General features: G+C 32.6%; 21 protein-coding genes and 1 pseudogene. 14 read left to right on the top strand and 8 right to left on the bottom strand.

From position 1 onward, the window contains the following. Positions 1–14: 14 nt before the first annotated feature. The 4 genes from ABD745_RS15180 to ABD745_RS15165 all read right to left on the bottom strand — a co-directional run bounded on the left by ABD745_RS15180 (position 15) and on the right by ABD745_RS15165 (position 4,328). Entirely contained in the window at positions 15–629 is a 615-nt protein-coding gene (locus tag ABD745_RS15180; protein ID WP_344832337.1) for an anthranilate synthase component II, read from the bottom strand. A gap of 1 nt (position 630) precedes the next feature. Continuing rightward, a complete protein-coding gene (locus ABD745_RS15175; protein WP_344832335.1) occupies positions 631–894 on the bottom strand; it encodes a four helix bundle protein in 264 nt (87 codons plus the stop codon). 149 nt (positions 895–1,043) lie between these two features. Further along, the gene (locus ABD745_RS15170) at positions 1,044–2,468 is read right to left on the bottom strand and encodes an anthranilate synthase component I family protein (protein WP_344831656.1); all 1,425 of its coding nucleotides are present in this window, start codon (positions 2,466–2,468) and stop codon (positions 1,044–1,046) included. A 276-nt stretch (positions 2,469–2,744) separates the two neighbouring features. Beyond that, positions 2,745–4,328: an AraC family transcriptional regulator gene (locus ABD745_RS15165; protein WP_344831653.1), complete on the bottom strand. Its 1,584-nt coding sequence runs from the start codon at positions 4,326–4,328 to the stop codon at positions 2,745–2,747. A gap of 156 nt (positions 4,329–4,484) precedes the next feature. On the opposite strand from ABD745_RS15165, the gene ABD745_RS15160 reads away from it, so the two are divergent. From ABD745_RS15160 to ABD745_RS21625, 6 genes and pseudogenes are all read left to right on the top strand, one after another. Then, positions 4,485–4,706: a hypothetical protein gene (locus ABD745_RS15160; RefSeq protein WP_344831650.1), complete on the top strand. Its 222-nt coding sequence runs from the start codon at positions 4,485–4,487 to the stop codon at positions 4,704–4,706. Next, positions 4,706–5,083: a c-type cytochrome gene (locus tag ABD745_RS15155; RefSeq protein ID WP_344831647.1), complete on the top strand. Its 378-nt coding sequence runs from the start codon at positions 4,706–4,708 to the stop codon at positions 5,081–5,083. Before ABD745_RS15160 ends, ABD745_RS15155 begins: the two co-directional genes overlap by 1 nt. 3 nt (positions 5,084–5,086) lie before the next feature. Further along, positions 5,087–6,016, top strand: coding sequence for a 23S rRNA (adenine(1618)-N(6))-methyltransferase RlmF (gene rlmF / locus ABD745_RS15150; protein WP_344831646.1), 930 nt, complete (start codon positions 5,087–5,089; stop codon positions 6,014–6,016). Positions 6,017–6,137: 121 nt separating this feature from the next. Further along, positions 6,138–7,838, top strand: coding sequence for a lysine--tRNA ligase (lysS, locus tag ABD745_RS15145; RefSeq protein WP_344831644.1), 1,701 nt, complete (start codon positions 6,138–6,140; stop codon positions 7,836–7,838). 160 nt (positions 7,839–7,998) lie between these two features. Next, complete coding sequence (locus ABD745_RS15140) at positions 7,999–8,583, top strand: OmpA family protein (RefSeq protein ID WP_344831642.1); 585 nt, start codon at positions 7,999–8,001, stop codon at positions 8,581–8,583. A gap of 18 nt (positions 8,584–8,601) precedes the next feature. Then, a pseudogene (locus tag ABD745_RS21625) lies at positions 8,602–8,766 on the top strand (OmpA family protein); the annotation flags it as partial. A gap of 17 nt (positions 8,767–8,783) precedes the next feature. Here ABD745_RS21625 and ABD745_RS15135 read toward each other — a convergent pair. From ABD745_RS15135 to ABD745_RS15125, 3 genes are read right to left on the bottom strand one after another with little or no spacing between them, the layout of a single operon-like run. After that, a complete protein-coding gene (locus ABD745_RS15135) occupies positions 8,784–9,053 on the bottom strand; it encodes a hypothetical protein (RefSeq protein ID WP_344831640.1) in 270 nt (89 codons plus the stop codon). Between the two features lie 16 nt (positions 9,054–9,069). Beyond that, a complete protein-coding gene (locus ABD745_RS15130; protein ID WP_344831637.1) occupies positions 9,070–10,074 on the bottom strand; it encodes a cytochrome d ubiquinol oxidase subunit II in 1,005 nt (334 codons plus the stop codon). Beyond that, positions 10,071–11,414, bottom strand: coding sequence for a cytochrome ubiquinol oxidase subunit I (locus tag ABD745_RS15125; RefSeq protein ID WP_344831634.1), 1,344 nt, complete (start codon positions 11,412–11,414; stop codon positions 10,071–10,073). The genes ABD745_RS15130 and ABD745_RS15125 overlap by 4 nt, the downstream gene beginning before the upstream one ends. Positions 11,415–11,643: 229 nt before the next feature. Between ABD745_RS15125 and gyrB the strand changes: the two genes are divergently transcribed. From gyrB to ABD745_RS15085, 8 genes are all read left to right on the top strand, one after another. Next, positions 11,644–13,578 (top strand): DNA topoisomerase (ATP-hydrolyzing) subunit B, encoded by a 1,935-nt coding sequence (gene gyrB, locus ABD745_RS15120; RefSeq protein ID WP_344831632.1) that lies wholly within the window; start codon positions 11,644–11,646, stop codon positions 13,576–13,578. 140 nt (positions 13,579–13,718) lie between these two features. Then, the gene (locus ABD745_RS15115; protein WP_344831628.1) at positions 13,719–15,614 is read left to right on the top strand and encodes a DUF3857 domain-containing protein; all 1,896 of its coding nucleotides are present in this window, start codon (positions 13,719–13,721) and stop codon (positions 15,612–15,614) included. A gap of 104 nt (positions 15,615–15,718) precedes the next feature. After that, positions 15,719–17,539, top strand: a complete 1,821-nt coding sequence (locus ABD745_RS15110; RefSeq protein ID WP_344831623.1) for a DUF3857 domain-containing protein — start codon at positions 15,719–15,721, stop codon at positions 17,537–17,539. A gap of 132 nt (positions 17,540–17,671) precedes the next feature. Beyond that, positions 17,672–19,564, top strand: a complete 1,893-nt coding sequence (locus tag ABD745_RS15105; protein WP_344831618.1) for a DUF3857 domain-containing protein — start codon at positions 17,672–17,674, stop codon at positions 19,562–19,564. Between the two features lies 1 nt (position 19,565). Further along, positions 19,566–21,497, top strand: coding sequence for a transglutaminase-like domain-containing protein (locus ABD745_RS15100; RefSeq protein WP_344831614.1), 1,932 nt, complete (start codon positions 19,566–19,568; stop codon positions 21,495–21,497). 80 nt (positions 21,498–21,577) lie between these two features. Further along, complete coding sequence (locus tag ABD745_RS15095) at positions 21,578–22,408, top strand: RsiV family protein (protein WP_344831612.1); 831 nt, start codon at positions 21,578–21,580, stop codon at positions 22,406–22,408. An 85-nt stretch (positions 22,409–22,493) separates the two neighbouring features. Next, entirely contained in the window at positions 22,494–23,306 is an 813-nt protein-coding gene (locus ABD745_RS15090) for a DUF3298 domain-containing protein (protein WP_344831609.1), read from the top strand. 44 nt (positions 23,307–23,350) lie between these two features. After that, positions 23,351–24,202: a diacylglycerol/lipid kinase family protein gene (locus ABD745_RS15085; RefSeq protein ID WP_344831607.1), complete on the top strand. Its 852-nt coding sequence runs from the start codon at positions 23,351–23,353 to the stop codon at positions 24,200–24,202. A 320-nt stretch (positions 24,203–24,522) separates the two neighbouring features. Here ABD745_RS15085 and ABD745_RS15080 read toward each other — a convergent pair. Continuing rightward, a partial coding sequence (locus ABD745_RS15080) for a dicarboxylate/amino acid:cation symporter (RefSeq protein ID WP_344831604.1) occupies positions 24,523–25,779 on the bottom strand: 1,257 nt, incomplete at its 5' end.

Here is a 25,779-nt window from a genome sequence, read left to right as displayed (position 1 = left end):
TTTAAAGATTGTAATTAATTCAGAAGAAAATTTTTAATAATAATTTCTCCTTGAGGTGTCAAAATGCTTTCAGGATGAAACTGAACACCGTGAACATCATAGGTTTTATGCTGTAACGCCATGATCATTCCGTCTTTGTCTACTGCCGTGATTTCCAGTTCTTCGGGGAAATCTTCGCGATTCACAACCCAGCTGTGGTATCTTCCGACTTCCATTCCGCTGGAAAGATTTTTGAAAATTTTAGTGTTATTTTTTACCAAATCGGTAGAAGTTGCCACCCCATGAAAAATCTCAGAAAGGTTGATTAAACTTCCGCCAAAAGCTTCTGCAATAGCTTGCTGGCCAAGACAAACGCCCAAAATACTTTTTGTGGGAGCATATTCTTTAATTAAATCCAGTAAAATTCCGGCTTCTTCAGGAATTCCGGGACCTGGTGAAAGAACGATTTTATCGTATTTATCGACTTCTTCTAAAGTGATTTCATCGTTTTTTACGACATCAACTTTTATATCCAAAACTCTTTCAATAATTTGGACCAAGTTGTAAGTGAAACTGTCGTAATTATCGAAAACTAAGACTTTTGTTGATAGTTGATTGTTATTTGTTGATTGTTCTATAGTATTTTTCATTTTATTTTTGTCTGTAATAATTAATAAATCCATTTAATAACTTTTTACAAAGTATGATTTGGTTTAAAGTAATTTTAAGTCTTTCTTCAGTTAAATAATTTTGGTCTGATGATAAATAAATTTGAGTTTCCAATTCATAAAGAGATCCTCTTGCGATGAATAAAAAATGTATTGTTTCTTTTGATGTATTTCTTCCACAGCCTTCTGCTATATTAGAAGGAACGGAAACAGCACATCTTCTAATTTGATTTGTCAGTCCAAATATTTCTTCTTTTGGATAATTTTTAGTTAAATCATAAACAAGATTAGTAAGCTTTCTCGATTCAATTCAAACATCTAAATTTATATATTCCATTTTTTGTGTTTTTGTAAATTTCTGTTAGCCGTCAAGTATCAGCCAATAACTAACAACTATTAACTATCAACCAACTTCTCCGCTTTCTCCACGGCTTTTTTCAATGCGTTCAGTTTATTGTTAACTTCCTGCAATTCACTTTCGGGATTAGATTTTGCAACTAATCCGGCTCCGGCTTGATAATACAGTGTGTTGTTTTTACTTAAAAAAGTTCGGATCATAATTGCCTGATTGCAGTTTCCGTTTAATCCGATGATTCCAATACAGCCGCCATAATATCCACGGGAATCTTTTTCGTATTTATTGATTAATTGTAATGCTTTATGTTTCGGAGCACCACTTAAAGTTCCTTGTGGGAATGTTGCAGCGACTACTTCAAAAGGATTTGTTTGTTTCGGTAAATCGGCTGTAACTTCGCTCACCATATGGATAACGTGAGAAAAAAGCTGGATTTCCTTTAATTTTGTAACAGTTACATTTTTACCCAATTTTCCTAAATCATTTCTGGCTAAATCCACCAACATCGTGTGTTCCGCATTTTCTTTTGCATCGTTTTTTAATTCTTCAATAGACTGTAAATCAGTCTCAAAATGTCCTGTTCTTTTAAAAGTTCCTGCAATCGGATGCATAGTTGCTTTGTTGTCTTTGATAATCAATTGGCTTTCAGGACTTGAGCCGAATAATTTGTAATTTCCGTAATCAAAGAAAAATAGGTATGGAGAAGGATTAATATTTCTTAAAGCACGATAAACATTGAATTCGTCACCTTTAAATTTTTGTTCAAATCTTCTGCTTAAAACCAATTGAAAAACATCTCCTCGCATACAATGTTTTTGGGCAGTTTTTACAAGATCAATATATTCTTCATTAGTAATATTGGAGGTTTCTTTTCCATTTTTTTCGAAAGGATAAATAACTGAATTTTGATTTTTAATCAGGCTTTCCAATAAATAAAGTTCGGATTTTACATCTTCGATCTGATTTTCAATAATATGCATTTCATCGTTATAATGATTGATAGCAATTACATATTGATACAATCTGTAACGAAGAATCGGGATTTCAACTTCCGGGCTTTGAGCTTTGAATGCTATGTTTTCAAAAAACTGAACCGCCTCAAAACTTGTGTATCCGAAAAGACTTTGCGCCGTTTCTTCAACCGGATCGTTAGTTTTTTCACATTCAAAAATATTGGAGAATTCCTGAAAGACATCTGCAATTTTATGTTCAATAATAAACTGTCTGATGGGCTCTTTTCGCGGCAGTTTTATTTCAAATTCAGTTAAATTTTTAATTTCTATTCCTGCAACGGCATTCACAGCAATAAAAGAAAAATTATTGTCGATATTTTTGGAGTCCGAGCTTTCCAGAAGAATGGTATCTCTGAACTTATCCCGAATCTGCAGGTAGATATTCATCGGAGTCTGAAGATCTCCTAATGTTTTTTTAGAAACGGTTTTTATTTTTATTTTTTTACTGAACATTTGCAGTTTATTTTAAATATAATTTAAACAAAAAAAGACTTCAACGGTATCCGTCAAAGTCTTTATATATTATTTTTATTATTCCTGTTGTAGATAATTAACAGCACGACAATAACTTCAGACCCGACGAAGAGTTTGAAAGCCACCACCAATTATTATTACTGTTATTAAACATGTCACAAATGTAAATATTTTTTTAATACAAAAAACAAAAAAATATGAAAATAAAAAAACTTAAAAATTGCAATCTTATCTTATCTGCTGAAATTTTATATTTTAACATTGGAGGTTGAGATATAAATTATCTTTCTTCAGTTTATTAATAAAATATAACGGAGTAATTCCTGTTTCATTTTTAAAAGCCTTTACAAAATCTTTTGACGAGTTATAGCCACATTTTTCCGCTAAAGAATTCATATCATATTCTCTGTAAGAAGAATCTGTTACTAATTTTTGGAGTATGTATTTGATTTTTAAGTTGTCAATATATTCAGAATAGGTATTGTTTTTATTTGCCATAATGAATTCCGAAAGGTATGTCGTATTCGTATCCAAATCATTGGCAAGGGAAGCCAGACTTATGTTTTCCGTAATGTATTTCTTAGATTTTTCAAAGTTTTCGAGCGCCTGAAGTAAATTTTCATTCGAAGAAATTTCTTGATTTTCGTCTATTGAATTTAATTTTGTGATTAGTTTTTCATATTTTTTGCGGAGAATTTTATTTTTTCTTTTCCAATAAATAATGACAGCGAATAAAAGCAGGCATGAGATTACCGATACAGTGATAATTTCTTTCAAAGATTTTCTTTTTTCAATTTTTTTTGAATCCGAAAGCAAAACATTAAAAGATTGGTCGGCATTATTTTTTTCCGTGATCCTGATGCTGTCTTTTAGATGGGTATATTTATCCATATACAGCTTTGCATTTTTCGTATCTCCCAACTCAGTATACGCACTGGAAAGAAATTCAAAAGATTCAACTCTGTTGGTAGGATCAGGAAATTGTTTTTCAAGATCTCGCGCTAAATTGGCATATTCTATTGTTTTTTTATACTCTTTTTTTTCGAGATATAGCCAACTCAGCTGATTCATTAATATTACATTATCATTTTCTAATAAATTATATTTATTGACAATATTTAAACTTTTTGTCAGGTATTTTTCAGCAATTTCAATATTTCCGGGTTTATTCGCCTCCTCTAAATAAAGAATTGCAAGACGCACATAATTGAAAGATATATTGCTATATTTTTTTTCGGTTGTAATCTCCTCATGCTTTCCTGTGATAAGCTCGGAAGCTGCAATACTTTTTTTGTGATAACTAATAATAGAATCTTTATAACTTTTATTTTCTAATCTTTTATTAAAAAAATAAAGCGTTATATTGGAATAAATTAAGCCTGAAGTATAATTTTTGACGTCGGGATCTTCAATTTTCTTTGCATAGGCTACAGCTGTTCTAAAATCTTTTAAGCTGGCTTCATCTAAGCCCAAATATCCCAGTGACAATGCACTTGCCCGGTAAAGATTGGCCATGGTTCGGGCGGCTTTAGGTCCCGCATCAATTTTCTTTAGCTCAGTAGCAAGTTTGATAATTTCTTTATTTTTATTTTGTCTCTCATAAATTTCTATGACACGGCGTCCGCTTTTTAGAATTCCCCAGTTGTAGCCGATTTTTTCAGATTCAGCTTTTAATTTGAATAAGGCTTTTTCTTTGTCGTTATCAGAAATTTTTTCATCAAATCTTAATTCTTCTAATTTGTTATCAATATATTCTTCATTTATAATCGGTTTTGTTTGTGCTGAAATTCTGATTATCAGTAAGAAAGAAATAAAGAAAAGGAGTAAAGATTTTTGCATATCAGTTTATGTATAATTTAGATTACAATAAGTATAAGAGTTCCACAAATTTATATTTTAAAATAAAATTTTCTTTTATCTCATGCTAAATTAAAAACAATTCATATTCTTTGCGAGCAATATTTTTTCATATTTTTGTCAGCAAATTAGAAAACAATGAAAAAAGTATTAGCAATCGCATTTATCGGAGGTTTATTGGTAGTTAACTGTTCAAAAAAGCCTAATCACGACTTACAGGACAGCAACACCATGTTATCGGAACCGGATGCGCCAACTGTTGTAGATTCTACTGCTAAAAAAACTGACACTCCTGCTGCAACAACTCCTGCACCGGCAACTGAAGCTCCTAAAACAGATTCCGCAGCGGCTAAAAAATAATGAAAAAATTATTTTTAACAGGACTTTTAAGCTTACTGATATTTTCCTGTTCTAAAAAAGAAAATACGCCGATTGACGCGACATCTTCTGAGACAACAACAATTTCAGAACCTGCAAAAAACAATCTTTCCGGGGATCAGATTATTGAAACGCTGGATTGTTCTGGCTGTCATTCTGCAAATGAAAAAATGACAGGACCTTCTTATCAGGAAATTGCAGATAAATATTCAGATAAAGATATTGAACTGCTGGCTTCTAAAATCATAGAAGGTGGAAGTGGAGTTTGGGGAAGTGTTCCGATGTCTGCCCATCCTCAAGTATCTAAAGAAGACGCAAAAAAAATGGTGGAATATATTCTGACATTAAAGAAGAAATAGAAAATGTCTACCGAAAAATCCAGTCTGCACACAAGAAGTTTACATCGTAATCCTTATGATTTTGATAAGCTTATTTCTTGTGTGCCGGAACTGAAAGAATATGTTTTCACCAATTCTTATCAAACAGAAACAATTAATTTTAGCCTTCCGAAAGCTGTAAAATTACTTAATAAAGCTTTATTATCACATTTTTATAATATTCAGAACTGGGATATTCCTGAGACTAATCTTTGTCCTCCGATTCCCGGACGGGCAGATTATGTACATTATATTGCAGATTTATTAGCCGAACAACAAAATAAAATTCCACAAGGTTTTTCCATACAAGGTTTGGATATCGGAACAGGAGCAAACCTTGTTTATCCTTTAATTGCCCACAAATCTTATGGCTGGAAAATCTTGGGAACAGATATTAATAAGAATTCTTTGAAAAATGCTCAGGAAATATTAAATAATAATCCTGATTTATTACCTGCAATTGGATTAAAATATCAACCTGAATCAGGACATATATTTAAAGGTATAATTAATTCAAAAGATAAGTTCACATTTTCTATGTGTAATCCTCCTTTTCATGATTCTGAAGAATCTGCCTTAAAGGGAAATCTTAGAAAAACAAAAAACCTTAATAAATCAAAAGTTCATAAGCCTTTACTTAATTTTGGAGGGCAACAGTCTGAATTGTGGTGTGAAGGCGGCGAACTGGCTTTTATCAAAAACATGATTGAAGAAAGTGTTTTGTATTCGTCACAGGTTCTTTGGTTTACCTGTTTGGTTTCTAAAAAAGATAATTTGTTTAAGCTGATTACACTTTTAAAGAAACTAAAAGCAATTGAAGTTAAAACGATTGACATGGCTCAAGGTCAGAAAATCAGCAGAATATTAGCCTGGACTTTTATTCCTCAACAAAATCGTAAAGATTGGTTCTCATAGTTTTTCAGTTTAAATCATCTTCTGAATTGAATTTTATATAAAATAAATTATATTTCTGAGAAAAGCCATTGACCATCAATTCAAAAATCACTAATTTTGCACGTTATTTTAAATAGATACAATGCAATTATCAGAACAAGAAATCATTAGACGAGAAAAGCTGAACAAGCTTGTTGAAATGGGAATCAATGCGTTCCCGGCAGATGAATACGTAATTACAGATACTACAGAATCTATAAAACAGGATTTCGCTGATAATAAACAGGTTAAGATTGCAGGTAGATTAATGTCAAGAAGAATTCAGGGAAAGGCTTCTTTCGCTGAATTGCAGGATTCTAAAGGCAGAATTCAGGTATATTTTAACAGAGATGAGATCTGTACAGGTGAAGACAAAACTTTGTATAATGAAGTTTACAAACACCTTTTAGATATAGGAGATATTATTGGTATTGAAGGAGAACTGTTCACCACTCAGGTTGGTGAAAAGACAGTTTTGGTGAAAAACTTCACAGTTCTTACTAAAGCTTTAAGACCACTTCCACAACCAAGAACGGACGAAAATGGAGTAGTACATGATGGTTTTAACGATCCTGAATTGAGATACAGACAACGTTATGTAGATTTATTGGTAAATCCTCACGTAAAAGAAGTTTTTGTGAAAAGAACAAAACTGTTCAATGCCATGAGAACTTTCTTTAATGAAGCAGGGTATTTTGAAGTTGAGACTCCTGTCTTACAGTCAATTCCCGGTGGAGCTGCTGCAAGACCGTTTATTACGCATCACAATGCTTTAGATATTCCATTATATTTAAGAATTGCGAACGAATTATATCTGAAAAGATTGATCGTGGGTGGATTCGACGGGGTTTATGAATTCTCAAAAAACTTCAGAAATGAAGGGATGGACAGAACGCATAATCCTGAGTTTACCGTAATGGAGATCTATGTAGCTTACAAAGATTACAACTGGATGATGGATTTCACCGAAAAATTGTTGGAATTCTGTGCAATTCAGGTAAATGGAACATCAAATGCAAAATTTGGTGATCAGGAAATCAGTTTCAAAGCGCCTTTTGCAAGAGTTTCTATGACAGAAGCTATTTTGAAATATACAGGTTTCGATATTACAGGAAAAACTGAACAGGAATTATTTGATTTTGCTAAATCTATCGGTATCGATGTAAACGAAACCATGGGCAAAGGAAAATTAATCGATGAAATTTTTGGTGAAAAGTGTGAAGGAAACTTCATTCAGCCGACTTTCATTACAGATTATCCTGTTGAAATGTCTCCTCTTACAAAGAAACACCGAAGCAAAGAAGGTCTTACAGAGCGTTTTGAATTAATGGTTTGCGGTAAAGAAATTGCGAACGCCTATTCCGAGCTGAATGATCCGATTGATCAAAGAGAGCGTTTCGAAGATCAGTTAAAATTATCTGAAAAAGGGGATGATGAAGCTGGACAATTCATCGATGAAGATTTCCTGAGAGCCTTGGAGTACGGTATGCCGCCAACTTCAGGAATGGGAATCGGGATGGACAGATTAATCATGTTCTTAACGAATAATGCATCAATCCAGGAAGTATTGTTCTTCCCTCAAATGAAGCCCGAAAAAACTGTTCCTCAGATCGAATTGGGAGAAGATGAAAAAGTAATTCTTGAAATTTTAAATTCTCAGGAAGAGCCATTTTCTTTAGCCGAAGTGAAAGAAAGAAGTCAGTTGTCGGGTAAAAAATGGGACAAAGCATCAAAAACTTTAACTAAAAATAATTTGGTGAAAGTTGAGAAAATTGATGAGAATGTCTTTATGAAATTAGTCTAAGATTTTCACAATAAAATATAAAAGAATCCTGAAATTTTTCAGGATTCTTTTATATTAAAAACTATAATCTGATATTTTTCGTTGTTTATAAAACTTGAAATCGGTGAAGTCTGTTCTTTTATTTTTGTTGATTTTCTTTTGTGTAAGTTTTAAGGCACAAATGCTTACATCTGTCTATTTTGAATATGACAGCTACAAACTTAACAAAGAATCTGAAAAAAGATTGGATAGTTTAATTCAATTAAAAGCAGATCTCAGATTCAGGATTTTTGGAAATTGTGATATTTCTGGGAGTTCAGAATATAACAAAAAATTATCTGAAAATCGCGCAAATGCAGTCAGTCAATATTTAGAAGAAAAGATTGGGAACAATATAAAGCTGGAAAGTGTTGTTGGTTTAGGCAAGGAAAAGCAGATTAATGATAACAGTTCGGAGCAACTGCGGAAAAAAAACAGAAGAGTAGATGTATTTATTGATAAGGCCCTCGTTTCAGGAGAAAGAAAATCAGGAAATACATTTGCTAGTTTTTTAAGTATGAATATTTCTCAGATGAAAGTAGGAAATACTTTTTCGCTTCCTGATGTTAATTTTATCGGAGGTCGCCACGTATGGCTTCCAAAAGGAAATGTTGTGCTTACTCAACTTTCCAATATTTTAAAAAATAATCCGACGGTTGAAATTGAATTACAAGGCCACATTTGCTGTGATTATGATAATTTTGATGGTGAAGATCTCGATTTGTGAACTTTTAATCTTTCATGGACGAGAGCTAATGCAATCAAAGAATTTCTTGAAAAACAGGGGATTGCTTCCAATCGAATAAAAGTAACGGGACAAGGACATCTTAATCCTGTTGTTTATCCGGAACGCACTGAAAATGATTTTATTAAAAACAGAAGAGTTGAAATAGTTTTACTTAAAAAATAGAGATTATTTTAACAGTTTTATTGAATCACTTTTATGTATCTCCGTTTATATTCCTCATCGTAACAATAATAAGAAAATATTCCGGCAATTTTTTCTAATCCGGGATCTCCTTCTTTTTCATACAATGAAATTTCTTCGTCATTAAGCTTGATCCAGACTTGCCAGATTCCATGCATTCCACAAGTTACTTCTAATAAAAAAGTATTTTGGCTATCTTTAAAAAGTTGATAGATATAAGGGTTGAAAGTGATCAGCTCAAAATCTTTTAAATTATATTCTTTATTCATTTATAATTTAAGTTAATTACTTCCGCTGCTTACTAAACGAAGCCATCAAATAAAACAAAAACGGTAAAATAAATAGAGAACCCAACATCAATGCCCATCCCAAAGCAGAAATGGTTTTCGGGGCAGCAACATGTTCTAATAATGATAAATGTTGTCCGTTGGCAAATAAAATAATATTCGGATTATGCTGATACGTTGCAGCTACCAGAATCATAATTACCTGGAATCCTGCCAAAGCCCTTACCGGAAGCAATTTTCGGGTATTCATTGCCCGTAAAATAAGGAATAAAGCAATTGTTGCAAAAAATGTAGCCATAATTCCCAAAGGTTTTGAGAAAACCCATTTCAAAAGAGGAATGTCAGAAAAATAAGCCGTTAAAAATACCAGTAAACCTGTTATGACCACAAAAATCATGGTCTGCTTTGATTTTTTAATCATTAAGCCTAATTGCAAACGGTCTGTTGTTTCCCTCAAAGCAAATACTGACGCCACATAAGCACAAATTGAAACCGTGAATAATCCAACACTAACTCCAAACCAATTCAGCCAGCTGAAAATATATAAGTCCAGAAAATTAGTAGCATCCGGATTGATCGAGTGCGAAACGGTTGCAGCAGCTATTAGTCCTAAGAAAAAGGGAGTTAATAAACTCGAAAAATAAAATATCTGGGTATAAACTTTCTGCCAATCGTCCTTTACGGCATCATAATGTCTGAAAGTGAAAGCTGTTCCCCTCGCAATAATCCCTACAAGCATTAAAACCAAAGGAATATGCAGATAAGTTGAAAGAGTAGTGTAAATTTCGGGGAAACCAACAAAAAGAATTACAATCGCGATAATCAGCCACATATGATTGGCTTCCCAAACCGGAGCGATCGATTCGTACATGATTTCCTGTGTTTTATGCCTTGCCCTTTTCTTGGTGAAAAGTTCCACAATTCCCGCTCCGAAATCAGCCCCTCCCAAAATCACATAAAGACAAATTGACAGCCAGAGAAAACCTATAACTACATAAATCATGATTTCTTGTTTTTAGAATTAAACTCAATATCAGTAGGATCATAAAGTTTAGGAACCATCTGTATCTGCCGTCTCAAAAGGAAAATAATAATTAATGATAATGAAACGAAAATGGCTGTAAAAAAATAGAATGAATACTGAATTCCAGGCATCGGAGTTACGGCATCAACGGTTCTCATAATTCCATAGATAATCCACGGTTGTCTACCAACTTCGGTGACTGTCCATCCCGCTTCCAAAGCGATATATCCGAAAGGTGTTGCGATTAAAAACGTTTTTAATAACCAGTTTTTAGTAAGCCATTCTTTCCTGAAAAATGTAGCATATAGATAAATCATTCCGATAATAATCATCACAACGCCAAAGAAAATCATTGTCTGAAAAGCGTAATGTACAACCGAAACAGGAGGCCATTCATCTCTCGGAAAATCTTTCAACCCTTTTACTTCGGCATTAAAATCATTACTTACCAAAAAACTTAGAACCTTCGGAATTTTTAATGCATATTTTATTTCACCTTTTTCTTCGTCAGGAATTCCGCCAATTACGAAAGATGCTCCTTTTTCTGTTTCAAAATGGGCTTCCATTGCTGCTAATTTGATGGGTTGTCTTTTAGCAACGGATTTTGCGGCGACATCACCGCTTAAAGGTGCTCCAAATGCTCCGATTAAGGCAAACCCTGCAGCAATTTTAAATGCTTTTGTATGAAATTCCACATTCTTTTTTTTCATAATTAAAAAAGCGTGAACTCCGGCAACTGCAAATCCTGTCGCACAAAAAGCAGCAACCGTCATATGTAAAGCCTGCGGAAACCAAGCTTCATTGAACATGGCTTTGATGGGGTCTATATTTATATATTGTCCGTTTATATAATCGAATCCGGCAGGAGAATTCATCCAGGCATTGGCTGCAACAACCAAAATTCCGGAAGCCAAACCACTTAAACCAACTAAAAATCCACAAAACCAGTGAAACCATTTATTGAATTTGTCCCATCCGTACAGAAAAAATCCGATGGCGATGGCTTCAATAAAAAATGCCGTTCCTTCCAGTGAAAAAGGCATTCCGAAAATCGGTCCTGCGTGTTTCATAAAATTGGGCCAGAGAAGTCCGAGTTCAAACGAAAGCATTGTTCCGGAAACGGCTCCGACGGCAAAAAGTATCGCTACACCTTTGCTCCATGCTTTAGTAAGGCCTTTATAAATTTCATTATTTGTTTTTAAATATTTCCAGTGGGCAAAAGCCATTAAGAAAGGCATCACCATGCCGACACAGGAGAAAATGATGTGAAAACCGAGGGACATTGCCATTTGGGCACGAGCTGCAAGGAAATCGTCCATAAAATATCAATTTTTGTGTAATAAAGGTAAGGATAAATTAGAGAGATTGAACATGACTTAAGACAGTTGCGGTTAAAAAAATACACTTTAACTTTGATCTTTTTTAAAATAATTCATTTCTTGTAAATGTTGAAAAATCTGTCGTTTTTTGACATACTTTAACTTTCATACCTCGAAAAAAATCACGATATTTGTGGGTATTTGCATTAGGCAAATTATTAATTTTTATATGAGTCAAAAACAATATACAGCTAGTAGTATCCAAGCCTTAGAAGGGATGGAGCACGTTCGATTAAGACCATCTATGTACATTGGTGATGTAGGAGTAAGAGGTCTCCATCATTTGGTTTATGAAGTAGTAGACAATTCTATTGATGAAGCTTTAGCAGGATACTGTGATACAATTAAAGTAACAATTCACAAGGGTGAAAGTATTTCTGTAAAAGATAACGGGAGAGGTATTCCTGTAGATTTTCACGAAAAAGAACAAAAATCTGCTTTAGAGGTTGTAATGACCAAAATTGGAGCAGGAGGAAAATTCGATAAAGATTCTTACAAAGTATCGGGAGGTCTTCATGGAGTTGGTGTTTCGTGTGTAAACGCACTTTCAACTTTATTGGTGGCTACAGTAAGTCGTGAAGGTAAATTATATCAACAAAAATATTCAGAAGGAAAGGCATTGGCCGATGTTGCAGAAATAGGAACTACCGACGAAAGAGGAACAGAAGTTTTCTTCCAGCCGGATGGAACGATTTTCCAGGAATTAATTTATAACTATGATACTCTTGCAACAAGACTAAGAGAATTGGCTTTTCTTAATAAAGGAATTACCATCACTCTTGTTGATGAAAGAGAACCCAACGAAGACGGATCATTCGTTACAGAAATTTTTCATTCTGAAGGTGGATTAAAAGAATTCGTAGAATATATCGATGGAAACCGTGAGTCTATTATGGAGCACGTAATTTTCATGGAAGCAGAAAGAGATGATATTCCTGTGGAGGTTGCAATGCGCTATAATACGTCATTCAGCGAGAATCTTCACTCTTATGTTAATAATATCAATACCCATGAAGGAGGAACTCACTTGGCAGGTTTCAGACGTGCCTTGACGAGAACTTTGAAGAAATATGCAGATGATTTGGGTATTCCTCAAAAAGAAAAAGTAGAAATTACAGGGGATGACTTCCGTGAAGGATTAACAGCCGTGATTTCTGTAAAAGTAATGGAACCTCAGTTTGAAGGACAGACCAAAACGAAATTAGGGAACTCTGAAGTTTCCGGGGCTGTAGATAAAATTGTAGGGGAAATGCTTACCAATTTCTTGGAAGAAAATCCTAACGAAGCAAAAATTATCGTTCAGAAGGTTGTTTTGGCTGCTAAAGCAAGACAGGCAGCAAAAAAAGCTCGTGAAATGGTTCAGAGAAAATCTCCGATGGGAGGTTCTGGACTTCCGGGAAAACTTTCAGACTGTTCATCAAAAAATCCGGCAGAATCTGAACTATTCTTAGTAGAGGGAGATTCAGCAGGTGGAACGGCAAAACAAGGTCGTGACAGGTTTTTCCAGGCTATTCTTCCGCTAAGAGGTAAAATTTTGAACGTAGAGAAATCTATGCTTCACAAGGTTTACGATAATGAAGAAATTAAAAATATTTATACCGCTCTTGGTGTTTCTGTAGGTACAGAAGAAGACAGCAAAGCATTGAATATGGCTAAGTTGAGATACCATAAAATCGTAATCATGACCGATGCCGATATTGATGGTTCTCACATTTCTACATTAATTCTTACTTTCTTCTTTAGATTTATGAAGGAATTGATTGAGAACGGATATATTTATATCGCTCAGCCACCTTTATATTTATTGAAAAGAGGTAATAAAAAAGTTTATGCTTATAACGAGAAAGAACGTGAAGAATTTACTTTAGAAATGTCTCCGGATGGAAAAGGAGTTGAGGTTCAACGTTATAAAGGTCTTGGAGAGATGAATCCTGAACAGCTTTGGGAAACAACTCTTAACCCTGAACACAGAATCCTGAAGCAGGTAACGATTGATAACGCCGTAGAAGCAGACAGTGTTTTCTCCATGCTGATGGGAGATGAGGTTCCGCCAAGAAGAGAATTTATCGAGAAGAATGCTAAGTATGCAAAAATTGATGCATAATTAAATTCTTACATATAAAATTAAAAAAAGACTTCAGAAATGGAGTCTTTTTTAATTTATTAATGTGAAGTCTTTTTAATACAATAAAAAATAGTTTCCTTAGTTATTAGATTTCATTATTTTTGCTAAATTTTAATTACATGATGAAAATACTTTGTATTGGAGCCCTTACTATGGGTTCATTTTATTACGCGCAGAGTTATCCTATTTCTGCAATTCCGGAAAACTTAAAGAAAAATGCAAGTGTTGTTATCCGAAAAGAAAGTATGGCAGTTGACATTAATAAGATAGATGATATTGTTTATAAAAAATCATCTGTAATTACAATTTTGAATAAAGATGCAATCAGTTATTCTATACCCAGAATTTCTTATGAAAAGGGTGATAACATATCTAATGTAAAAGTTATTGTTTACGATGAATCCGGGAAAAAGATAAAGAGCTATTCGAAAAGTGATTTTACAGATATTGCGGCAAATCCGCAGGGAACTTTTTATTCTGATAGCAGAATGCTTATTCTTCCTTTTACCGCTTCAAGTTTTCCTTATACAGTTGAGTTCAGCTATGAATTAAGTGATGAAAATACTGTTTTTATTCCTGATTTTGTCCCGTTTTATGAATACAATGTTGCTTTGGAAGAAAGTAATTACATTATTACAAATAAATCTGGAATTAATCTTCGTTCGAAAATATATGAATCTCCATTTAATTATACTTCGGTAGATGTGAAATCGTATGGAGAAAATAAAGTGTATGCTTATAAGAATGTTTCGGCAATAGACAATGGGCAATTAGTTCCAAGTCCTCAAAAAGTTCTGCCAAAAGTGAGTTTTTCTTTAGACAAATTTAATCTTGAAGGAAAGCAAGGAAGTATAGCTTCTTGGAAAGATTTTGGAGTTTGGTATTACCAAAATTTACTTACACCGGTTTCTGTTTCTACTCCACAAATTAAAGAAGAAATAGCGTCGTTGAATTTATCAGGAACAACTGAAGAAAAAGTAAAAAAAATATATCAATACATGCAGAATAAAACGAGGTATATTTTTGTTGCTTTAGGAATTGGCGGATGGCAGCCGATGCTTCCGGATGAAGTCCAGAGAAAGGGATATGGAGATTGTAAAGGTCTTACAAATTATATGAGAACCCTTTTGGATGAGGCGGGTATAAAATCTTACTATTCTATTATCAATTCTAATTCTTCACCTATTAGCTTTGATAAAGATTTTCCAAAAATGTCTGGTAATCACGTTATTTTAACAGTTCCAACTGAAAAAGGAAATATTTGGCTGGAAAATACTTCGCAACAAATTGCTTTTAATCATTTAAGCTTTAATACAACCGATAGAAATGTTCTTACTGTAAAACCTGACGGTATTGATATTATGCAAACTCCTAGTTCTCTGGCTGAAGAAAATAAAGAGAAGCAGACTTTATATATTCAATTAAATCCTGATAAGTCAATTACAGGAAAAGGTAAATTTTCTTATAAAGGAGCTCAGTATGATTTTAATTTGATGTATTTATTACTTCCTGAAAAAGATAAAACTGATGTAATGAAGAAAGTGTATTCTACACTGGATTTTGAAAATGTCGAAATGAAGGATTTTAATAATGATAAAACCTTGGCTGTTATTAATTTTGATTTAGATTTTAAGGCTTCAAATTATTCAAAACCAGTGGGTAATGGTTATATTTTCAGAGCAATACCAATTTATAAAGAAAGTTCTTATCATGAAGATTCTACGAGAGAATTACCTTTTGAGAGTCGATTTTCGTACCAGGATGAATCTGAAATTGTGTATGAGGTACCTCAGAATTATTATCTGGAAGAAATTCCACAAAACGGAAATATAGATTCTGAATTTGGTTCATATAAAGTAACCTTTGAGAAACAGGAAAATAAACTTCTTGTAAAACGCTCCATTAAAATAAATAAAGGTATTTATCCTAAAGAAAAATACAATGATTATATCAGCTTTAGAAAAAAAATATTAAATGCTGATAATTCAAAAATTCTAATATCTAAAAAATCATAATGAAACATATAACTAAATTAAGTTTACTTTTTGTATTTCTAACTAACCTATATTTTTCGCAAGAACATAAATTTCTTGTTTATCCAAAGTTTGATGAAAATGATTTGAAAAAAAGACAATCTCTTATTGAAAAAAATGCGCCTGCTGAAATTATTTATAACAGTTTGAGTATTGACCTTTCTCCTTCTTCTCAATATTTTTACCAAAAAAAATACTTTTCTAAGATTAAAATTTATGATAAAAAAAGAGCAGAAGAATGGTTGAATCTTGATATACCTATTACAAGTGGAGAAAGTCTTGATGATTTTGAACTGATTATTTATAATTATCAGAACAGTCAAGTGGAGAAAACGGTGATCAATAAAAAAGAACAACTAAAAGAAAATTTTGTAAAAGGATTAAAGTTTTATAAACTTGCAATCCCCAATATAATGGACGGGTCTGTAATAGAATATCATTACAGAGTTGAAACTAGCAATGTCTTTAACTTGACTCATTATCTCCAGCATAGTATTCCGGTTATATATCAGGAATATATTTTTGAATATCCCGAGACTTTGACGTATACTTTTAATGGTACAGGAAATAGTATTGCGCCAAAGTACAATGTAAGTACTGCATTAACACGTTTAGGAATAAATATGAATGTTTATAAATTTGGCTATGAAAATACGGCTTCGGTACAAAAAGAACAATATTTAAAAGGTAATGATAGGGATAGAGCTCAAGTAAAACCTGAATTAAGGAAATATGCTGCAAGATATTTTACTTTTGAATCTTCAGATAAATGGAGTAAATTAGCAGAAAAGCTAAAATACTCTGATAATTTTGGAGGATATTTGAAAAGTAATGTAAAGGGTATTATTTCTAATGATATCAAAACTTTTTTTAATCCTTTAGAAAGAGCCAATAAAATATTTGATTTTGTTAAAAATAATTACAAATGGAATAGAAGTTTTGGAATTATTACCAGCCAAGGATTAAGACAGCTTATAAAACAAAAATCAGGAAATGCTGCAGATATTAATCTACTTTTAGTTATGCTTTTGAAAGATGCCGGACTTGATGCCAATCCGCTCTTAATCTCAACTGTTGACAATGGGGTTTTAAATGTCTTGACACCCAATCTTAATAGTGTAAATATGGTTTTGGCATCTGTGAAAATTAACGACCAACTTTATTTATATGATGCTACATCATTGGCTTCTAAAGTTAATGTATTACCAGAAAGAGATTGGAATGATTTCGGTGTTCTGCTTGAGGATGAGAAAGCAATTGATTTTTCATTTTCTAATACAAACATAAGTAAAAAAGATTTAGTGATTAAAGCAAATCTAAATCTGGATAATTCTGAAATTACAGGAACTTTCAGTCAAAAAGAAAATGGTTTATATGCCATTGAATCTTATGATGAGTTTGACATTAATAAAGAAAAATATAATCAAAGTTTTAAAACTGATTTTGGAGCAAATATGAAAGAGGTTGAATCTAAATTACTGAATAATGGTGATTTTGAATCCCAAATGAAATTTTCAAGTAATAACTTAGTGGATGTTGTGGGAAACAAAATCATTTTAAATCCTCTTTTATTTCTTAACATAGGTAACGAAAAATTCGATCAAATTGAGGAAAGAAAAAATCAGATAGATTTTATTTCAGCATTTACTAGAGAAAAGAGAGTGGAAATAACAATTCCTGATGGATATAAAATTTCGGATCTTCCTAAACCAAAGAAAATTGAAACCGATGATAAAGAAATTGCTTACACTTATAAGGTAGAATTTGCAAACAACAAACTTTCAGTAATTTCAAAAGTTGATGTTGCCAGCCAGAATTATCCGAAAGAATATTATAAATTTTTTAAACAAATTTGGAAAATTATATCTGAAAGTGAAAATCAGGTTATCAGTTTAATTAAAAACTAAAGATATCATTTTATTATAAAGACTTCAGAAATGAAGTCTTTTTTTAATTATTAATGTGAAGTCTTTTTAATACAATAAAAAATAGTTTCCTTAGTTATTAGATTTCATTATTTTTGCTAAATTTTAATAACCATGATGAAAATACTTTGTATTGGAGCGCTTTCGATGGCCTCACTTTATTATACCCAGAGCTTTCCGGCGTCTGCGATTCCTGAAAACTTGAAAAAAAATGCGGATGCTGTTATCAGAAAGGATTTCACGACGATTCAGATCAATAAAATTGACGATATAAAATACCAGTTTTACACGGTAACAACAGTTCTTAATAAAGATGGAGATTCGGATGCGCAGATTTATATTCCTTATGAAAAAGGAAATAGTATTTCTGATATAAAAGTGAATATTTATGATGAATCCGGAAAAAAAATAAAATCATATTCAAAATCTGATTTTGGAGACTTTGCCAATAATAATCAGGGGACTTTTTATTCGGATAACAGAGTGATGGCTTTGTCGTACACACCGACGCAATATCCTTACACCGTTGAGTTTTCTTATCAGATTGGTGATGAAAATACGGTTTTCTTACCAGATTTTGTACCTTTTAAAGGAACTAATATTTCTTTGGAAGAGGCTCAGATGAAAATTATTAACAAATCAGGAATTGAACTTAAAACCAAAACCTACCCTTCAAAATACAATTATACTTCTGTCATAGAAAGTGATAATGCTGGTGAAAAAACGTATGCTTACAAAAATGTTCCTGCGATTGATGATGCCTTTTTGTTGCCGCAGCCTGTAAAAATTTTACCAAAAGTAAGTTTTGCCTTAACGAAATTCAATCTGGAAGGAAAGCAGGGAAGTATGACCAATTGGAGTGACTTCGGATCTTGGTATTATAACAGTATTTTGCAGCCTGTTTCTTTGTCGACACCTGCGATAAAGACGGAAGTTGCAGGTCTGAATTTGCAGGGAACAACTGAAGAAAAGGTTAGAAAACTGTATCAGTATATGCAGGCAAAAACGAGATATATTTTTGTTGCTTTGGGAATTGGCGGTTGGCAGCCGATGCTTCCTGATGAGGTTCAGAAAAAAGGGTATGGAGATTGTAAAGGTCTTTCTAATTATATGAAAACTTTGTTGGATGAAGCCGGAATTCCTTCGTATTACTCGGTGATTAACTCAAGTTCTTCACCAGTTTCTTTTGATAAAGATTTTCCTAAAATGGGTGGAAATCATGTGATTTTAATGGTTCCGACAGAAAAAGGAAATATTTGGCTGGAAAATACTTCGCAGCAGATCGCTTTTAATCATTTAAGTTACAGCACAACAGAAAGAAATGTTCTTTCCATCAGAAAAAATGGAATTGAATTAATTGACACTCCGGTTTATACAGCGGATCAAAGTAAAGAGAAACAGACTCTTAAAATCAAACTTAACGAAGACAACAGCATTTCGGGAGAAGGTAATTTTTCTTATACAGGAATTCAGTATGATAATAATCTGATTTTAGCAACCATGTCTCCGAAAGACAGAAATGAAGCAGTAAAAAACCTTCTTGATGTTTTGCATTTCGAGAAAATTGAAATGAAAAATTTCCTGAATGATAAAGATAATGCAGTCGCAAAATTCGAGCTTGATTTTAAAGCAAATAATTATTCTAAAAATGCGGGAAGCAGTATGATTTTCAGAGCGGTTCCTATTTATTCGAATACAATTTATAAGACTGATGAAAACAGAGAATTGCCTTTTGAATTGAGACAGTCTTTTGAAGATGAATACGAAATTAGTTTTGCCATTCCTAAAAACTATAAAATAGAAGAACTTCCTGAAAATGTTGCTCTTAATTCAGAATTTGGAACTTACAAATTGAATTTTGTAAAAAACGGTGAAGAATTAAAAGTAAACAGAGTCATCAAAATCAATAAAGGTCTTTACCCGAAAGAAAAATATAACGAATACGTTAATTTCAGAAAAAAAACGATAAACATCGACAATTCAAAAATTTTAATTTCTAAAATTTAGCATGAAAAAACTAATACTAATCGCTTTTTGTTTAATGAATTTTATTTTTATTGAAGCACAAAAGCATGAATTTCTTGAACCTCCAAAATTCAGTGATGCAGATCTTTCAAAGCAAAAATCGGCTTTAGATGAGAATGCGCCTGCGGAAATTTTATATAAATCGTTACATTTTAATATCGATTATAACTCCGGAAATCTTATTAAAAAAGCTTTTTACAGAGTCAAAATCTACGATAAAGACAAGGCTGAAGACTGGTTGAACCTTGAAGTTCCTCTTTATCAGAACGGAAGCGATCAGGAAACACTTTCCAAGATGAAAGCTTTTACCTATAATCTGGAAAATGGCGTTGCAGTTCCTACAAAAGTTGATAAAAGTTCGAAATATAAAAGTAAAGAAAGTAAATATGTTTCTATTACTAAATTTGCTTTTCCTAATGTAAAAAACGGTTCTGTAATCGAATATCAGTATGAAGTTACGTCTCCTTTTTTATTCATAGTTCCTGAAATTATGATTGAAACAGATACGCCCTCTTTATACACGGAATATGTTCTGGACAGTCCGTCAAATATCGCTTACAACGTAAATTATACAGGTTTTCTGAACCCGAAATACAGAGAAGTGGAAGAAAGAACAATGTATGGAATGAACTACAGAACATATAGATTCGGTTATGAAAATGTAAAAGGTTTCAAAACTGAAAAATTTGTTAATAACGATAAAAATTACAGAACAAAAATTAGCGCAGAGCTGCATTCTACGAATTTCAGAGAGCTGAAGCTGTATTCTTCATCTTGGGAACAGATTAAGCAAAGATTATATGAAAATGAAGATTTTGGTGGTGAGTTGAAGAAAACCAAACTGGCAAAAGAAAATATGCCTGCAAATATTTCAGGAATTACTGATGAAATTGAGAAAGCAAATGCTGTTTTCAATTATGTTAAAAATACCTTCACCTGGAACAAAGACAGAGGGCTTTACACGGAAGACGGTATCAAAAAAATGCTTGAAACAAAAACCGGAAATGCTGCAGAAATCAATCTTTTTCTTGTCATGATGCTTCGTGAAGTGGGGATTAAGGCAGATCCGCTTACAATTTCTACGGTAAGTAACGGTTTGATTAATATCGCTTCTCCTAATGTTTCCAATATGAATTTTGTGATTGCTGCGATTCAGACAAAAGACGGTTTTCACTTGTATGATGCAACTTCGAAGCAGTCTTCGATAGATCAGTTACCTCCAAGAGACTGGAATCAATTCGGGATTTTAATTAATAAAGAAAAAGTTCAGCAACTGTCTATGGTGAATGCGAAAACGAGTTTCACTTATCTTACTGCAGAAGCAAAAATTAATGATGACGGAAGTATTTCCGGAGATTATTCTGACAGGGATACAGGAACTTACGCAATGTTTGCAAAGGAAAATTATGATGACAATAATGATAAATATAAGAAACAGTATAAGGAAAATTTTTCAATAGATTTTACGAATATTGATTCTAAGGTTCTTGAAAATGGTGATTTTGAAAGCAAAATGAAATTTTCCTCAGATAATTTGATTGACAAGATCGGGAAGAAAATGATCATTAATCCTATGTTGTTCTTAAATAAAAACTCCAATGAATTTGATCAGACAGAAGAAAGAAAATATCTGATTGATTTTACTTCGCCATTTACAAGAATTAAAAAAATTGTTCTTGAGATTCCTGAAGGTTATACCATTGAAGAAATGCCTAAAAACAAGAAAATTGTAACGGATGATAAAGAAATTGAATACAGTTACATGGTAGAACAAAAAGGTAATAAATTGGAAGTAATTTCAACAACCAAAGTAATGAGTCCTAATTATCCTAAAGAATATTATCCTGCTTTCAAACAAATTTGGGGTGTCGCTTCAAAACAGGAAAATCAGGTAATCAGCTTGGTGAAAAAGTAAAAAATACCAGAATTTTAAAAATAATTTTAAAACCATTCATTTTTTGAATGGTTTTTGTATGTAAGAAAGAAATTAAAATTATGAAAAACACAGTTGCTGTTATTGCACTTTCTTCTTTCTTCATTTTTTCGGCTTGCAAAAAGTCTGACAACAACAATATAGTTACGACTAAAACCGAAGTTGCTGAACCGGAAAAATTTATCATTGATTCTGTGAAAATAAATGATTCAATAAAACTTGCTGATTCTTTGAAGGTTAGATATACTTCAAAAATGTTGGTCTTTCCAACGATCAAGGATAAAAAATTATTAGACAGTATTTATTTCGGAGACAAAAATATTCAGGATTTTTCTAAAAGCGGGCTTCAGACTTTTCTTGAAAAGAACAAAAATGAATATTTTAATAATGTTAAAAAAGATTCAAAAGACTGGATTTCAGATATTACTTATGCTCAGGAATGGTATACCGATACGGGAATGAATGTGAAGTCAAATATCAACGATTATCTTCATATAGAATATATCTGGGGTTCTTACGAAGGCGGAGCACATGATAATTATGGCTTTTCAGAAAGAGTTTTTGATTTAAAAAATAATAAAAAAGTAGAATTAAAAGACATTACTTCAATGCCAAAAAGCAAACTGGAAACTTTATTAATGAAAAACATCAACAAGGTAAATAGCGGAACAACAGACGAACAAGGAAAAGTGAATAATTCAGAAATGCTTTTGGTAGATATAATTCCCGCGACGGCAAATTTCTATTTTGATGATAAAAATCTGTATTTCCATTACAGCCCTTACGAAATTACGGCTTTTGCAGCGGGAGATATTATTATCCCGATTTCTTGGGAAGAACTAAAAACAACTCTTAATCCTGAGTTTAAAAAAAGAATGAATATCAATTATTAAATAGAAGGCTTCCATATTGGAAGCTTTTTTATTGATTTGGAACGTTTTTTGAGATTTAAAATAAACACATAAGCACACAGAATTGATGAAAAAATCTTATTTCATATGGATAATCACACTACTTGCTATAATTTTTGCATGTAAAGAAATCGGAAACAGAAATAAAAATTCTACAACCGATGCCTATACAAAACTCATTATAGATTCTGTAATAGAAGAAGATTCAACAAAACTGTTCGATTCTGTAATGATAAAATATTCTTCAAAACTCCTGTGGTTTCCAAATTTTGAAAACAAAAAGCTTCTGAAGGAAATTTATTCAGGTAAAAATATTACCGATTTTTCTAAAGATGGATTGCAGAAATTTTTAACTGATGAAAAGACAAATTTATACGAACAGCTTAGAAAATCAAATGAAAATTCTGATATTAAATCAAAACAGCAATGGGAATATACCTGTCAGATGAATCTTAAGATGAATAAAAATGATTATTTGTATATCCAATATTATAATAATCATTTTAAAGGAATAGATAAAGATCAATATAGTTATCAGGAAAAGGTTTTTGACCTTATAAAAGACAGAAAAGTACAGCTTTCAGACATTATAGCTATCTCAAAAGAAGATCTTTCTCAACTTTTAAAAATCAATCTTGAAAAAACAACAATGATGCAGCAAATGAAGAAATATGATCAGAAAGGTTATGCGGCATTATCGACAATACCTATTCCGGTGACGGAAAACTTTTATTTTGACGATAACAATCTTTATTTTCATTACAATATGAATGAGATTACCAAAAATTATGACATTGGAGATATCGTCATCCCGATTTCCTGGGAAGATCTGAATGGAAATACAAAAACAGATTTCAAAGAAAGAATGAAAATTAACTAACATTAATGCTTCCAAATAAGGAAGCATTTTTTAATTTTGTATCAATGGAAAAAGTAGCCTTTATTATCAATCCTTTTTCGGCGAAAAAAAATTATCAGCCGTTTCTGAACGAACTGAAAGCTAAGGTGAAAGATCCTCTGTATTACATTTCTCAATCTATTGCTGGAACAGATGAGTTTATTTTGAAGCATTTCAATGAAATAGATATTTTCGTGGCAATCGGAGGTGACGGAACAATTTCAACTGTAGCTCAAAACCTTATTAATACCAAAAAAATTCTTGCAATTTTCCCTGCAGGTTCGGGAAATGGTTTTTCCAATGAAACGCAATTCGGTAAAAATCTTGATGAATTACTGGAAAAAATCAATGCTAAAAATTCCAGAAAGATTGATACTTTTACAGTTAATGATAAACTTTCAATTAATGTTTCAGGAACCGGATTTGACGGAAAAGTAGTGAAAGAATTCGAAAAAACCGATCGAGGATTCAAAAATTACATCAAAGTTTCTCTGAAAACGTTTTTCAATTACAAACCAATTAAGGTTAAGTTTTTTGATGAAAAATATCAACAGTACAACGGCAAATATCTAATGTTGAATATTGCGAACACCCGTCAATTCGGTAACAATGCATACATTGCTCCAAAAGCCAGTAAAAGTGACGGCTTGGTAGATATGGTTTTGGTGAAAAAGTTTCCATTGACCTATTCTGCGCTTTTTGCATTCAGAATGTTCACAAAAAAATTGAAGGACGACGATTATGTGACTTATCTTCCCGTTTCTGAAATCGAGTTCAAAGTAAACACCAAAAATTGGCATCTTGACGGTGAATTCAACAAAATAAAATCTCCGATCCACGTCAAAGTACAGCCCTCAAGCTTGAATATTTTAATTTAGGTCATTGCGAGGAGCGAAGCGACGAAGCAATCTAAAAATATTACTTATTACCAATTACTCATTACCTATTTTTAGGAGCTATTTCCCGCTTTCCGTTGCAATCTTTTTTTTCAAAAAAGGATTTCCACTGCAATCGGGGCTAGGATATTTGTCTGCGAAATTTAAGCAAGAACAAAAATACAGACTTTAAATAATAATGCAAAAATGCTTCAAGAGCCTTAACATGACATCGCTAAAAATAAACTACAAAATTAGTATAGTTAGTATTAGGAATGTCATGTTGAGGTTCTCGAAACATCTAAAAACAGACAATTCTAAGATCAAACCTCCAATCTCTTCTCAACCTCATTCGGATGATCCAGACAATATTGTAATTGGTTTTTGTCTAATTGTTTTTCCCAGTTTGCCACAACTACAGTTGCCACAGAGTTTCCGATAACATTGGTCAAAGCACGGCATTCACTCATAAATTTATCAATTCCTAAGATCAAAGTCATTCCCGCGATCGGAATTTCAGGAACAACAGCTAAAGTTGCTGCCAATGTTACAAAACCAGCTCCGGTAACTCCGGCTGCACCTTTTGAACTTAACATGGCCACCAAAAGCAACATGATTTGTTTCTCAATCGGAAGATGAATATTCAAAGCCTGGGCAATAAATAAGGAAGCTAAAGTCATATAAATATTAGTTCCGTCAAGATTAAAAGAATATCCGGTCGGAACAACTAAACCTACAATTGCTCTTGAACAACCTGCTTTTTCAAGCTTTTCCATAATTCCCGGAAGGGCAGATTCTGAAGAACTCGTTCCTAAAACCAAAAGAAGTTCTTCTTTCAGATAATACATTAATTTAAAAATATTAAAACCGTTGTACCAAGCAACCGCACCTAAAACCAAAACCACAAACAGGGCAGAAGTAATATAAAAGGTTCCGACTAAAAACAGCAAGTTCAGAACAGAATGAAGTCCATATTTTCCAATAGTAAAAGCCATGGCTCCAAAAGCTCCGATGGGAGCCAGTTTCATCAGCATATGCACAATTTTAAAAATCGGAGTAGAAAGATCCTGTAAAAACTCGGTTACTTTATGGCTTTTTTCTTTTGTAAGAACCAATGCAACTCCCATGAGAATAGCAACTAAAAGAACCTGCAGAATGTTTTCACCAACCAACGGACTAAACAATGTTTCTGGGATAATATTCATCATGAAACCTGTTAAAGTTGTTTCATGAGCTTTTTGCTGATACTGTGAAACATCTCCTGAAAGTGTTGCCGGATCAATGTTTAAGCCGTGACCAGGTTGCAAAATATTTCCGACAACCAATCCGATAATTAAAGCTAAAGTTGAAAAAGTGACAAAATAAATCATTGCTTTTATAGCAATTCTTCCCACTTTTTTCAAATCCGTCATATGTGCAATTCCTAAAGTCAGTGTGATGAAAATCACCGGAGCAATGATCATTTTCACCAATTTGATGAATCCGTCACCGAGAGGTTTCATTTTTTCACCCAGTTCAGGATAGAATTTTCCTAAGAGAATTCCTGCAATAATCGCTATAATGACCTGAAAATAAAGTTG

It is taken from the genome of Chryseobacterium ginsenosidimutans, from assembly GCF_039536845.1.
Lineage (GTDB): Bacteria > Bacteroidota > Bacteroidia > Flavobacteriales > Weeksellaceae > Chryseobacterium > Chryseobacterium ginsenosidimutans_B.
This window is presented reverse-complemented; position numbering and strand designations above follow the sequence as displayed.

Bases quoted from the DNA above. Each gene is read 5' to 3' on its own strand.
- ABD745_RS15180 (WP_344832337.1), bottom strand. From the start codon at position 629: ATGAAAAATACTATAGAACAATCAACAAATAACAATCAACTATCAACA.
- ABD745_RS15170 (WP_344831656.1), bottom strand. From the start codon at position 2,468: ATGTTCAGTAAAAAAATAAAAATAAAAACCGTTTCTAAAAAAACATTA.
- ABD745_RS15165 (WP_344831653.1), bottom strand. From the start codon at position 4,328: ATGCAAAAATCTTTACTCCTTTTCTTTATTTCTTTCTTACTGATAATC.
- ABD745_RS15160 (WP_344831650.1), top strand. From the start codon at position 4,485: ATGAAAAAAGTATTAGCAATCGCATTTATCGGAGGTTTATTGGTAGTT.
- ABD745_RS15155 (WP_344831647.1), top strand. From the start codon at position 4,706: ATGAAAAAATTATTTTTAACAGGACTTTTAAGCTTACTGATATTTTCC.
- rlmF (WP_344831646.1), top strand. From the start codon at position 5,087: ATGTCTACCGAAAAATCCAGTCTGCACACAAGAAGTTTACATCGTAAT.
- lysS (WP_344831644.1), top strand. From the start codon at position 6,138: ATGCAATTATCAGAACAAGAAATCATTAGACGAGAAAAGCTGAACAAG.
- ABD745_RS15140 (WP_344831642.1), top strand. From the start codon at position 7,999: ATGCTTACATCTGTCTATTTTGAATATGACAGCTACAAACTTAACAAA.
- ABD745_RS15135 (WP_344831640.1), bottom strand. From the start codon at position 9,053: ATGAATAAAGAATATAATTTAAAAGATTTTGAGCTGATCACTTTCAAC.
- ABD745_RS15130 (WP_344831637.1), bottom strand. From the start codon at position 10,074: ATGATTTATGTAGTTATAGGTTTTCTCTGGCTGTCAATTTGTCTTTAT.
- ABD745_RS15125 (WP_344831634.1), bottom strand. From the start codon at position 11,414: ATGGACGATTTCCTTGCAGCTCGTGCCCAAATGGCAATGTCCCTCGGT.
- gyrB (WP_344831632.1), top strand. From the start codon at position 11,644: ATGAGTCAAAAACAATATACAGCTAGTAGTATCCAAGCCTTAGAAGGG.
- ABD745_RS15115 (WP_344831628.1), top strand. From the start codon at position 13,719: ATGATGAAAATACTTTGTATTGGAGCCCTTACTATGGGTTCATTTTAT.
- ABD745_RS15105 (WP_344831618.1), top strand. From the start codon at position 17,672: ATGATGAAAATACTTTGTATTGGAGCGCTTTCGATGGCCTCACTTTAT.
- ABD745_RS15100 (WP_344831614.1), top strand. From the start codon at position 19,566: ATGAAAAAACTAATACTAATCGCTTTTTGTTTAATGAATTTTATTTTT.
- ABD745_RS15095 (WP_344831612.1), top strand. From the start codon at position 21,578: ATGAAAAACACAGTTGCTGTTATTGCACTTTCTTCTTTCTTCATTTTT.
- ABD745_RS15090 (WP_344831609.1), top strand. From the start codon at position 22,494: ATGAAAAAATCTTATTTCATATGGATAATCACACTACTTGCTATAATT.
- ABD745_RS15085 (WP_344831607.1), top strand. From the start codon at position 23,351: ATGGAAAAAGTAGCCTTTATTATCAATCCTTTTTCGGCGAAAAAAAAT.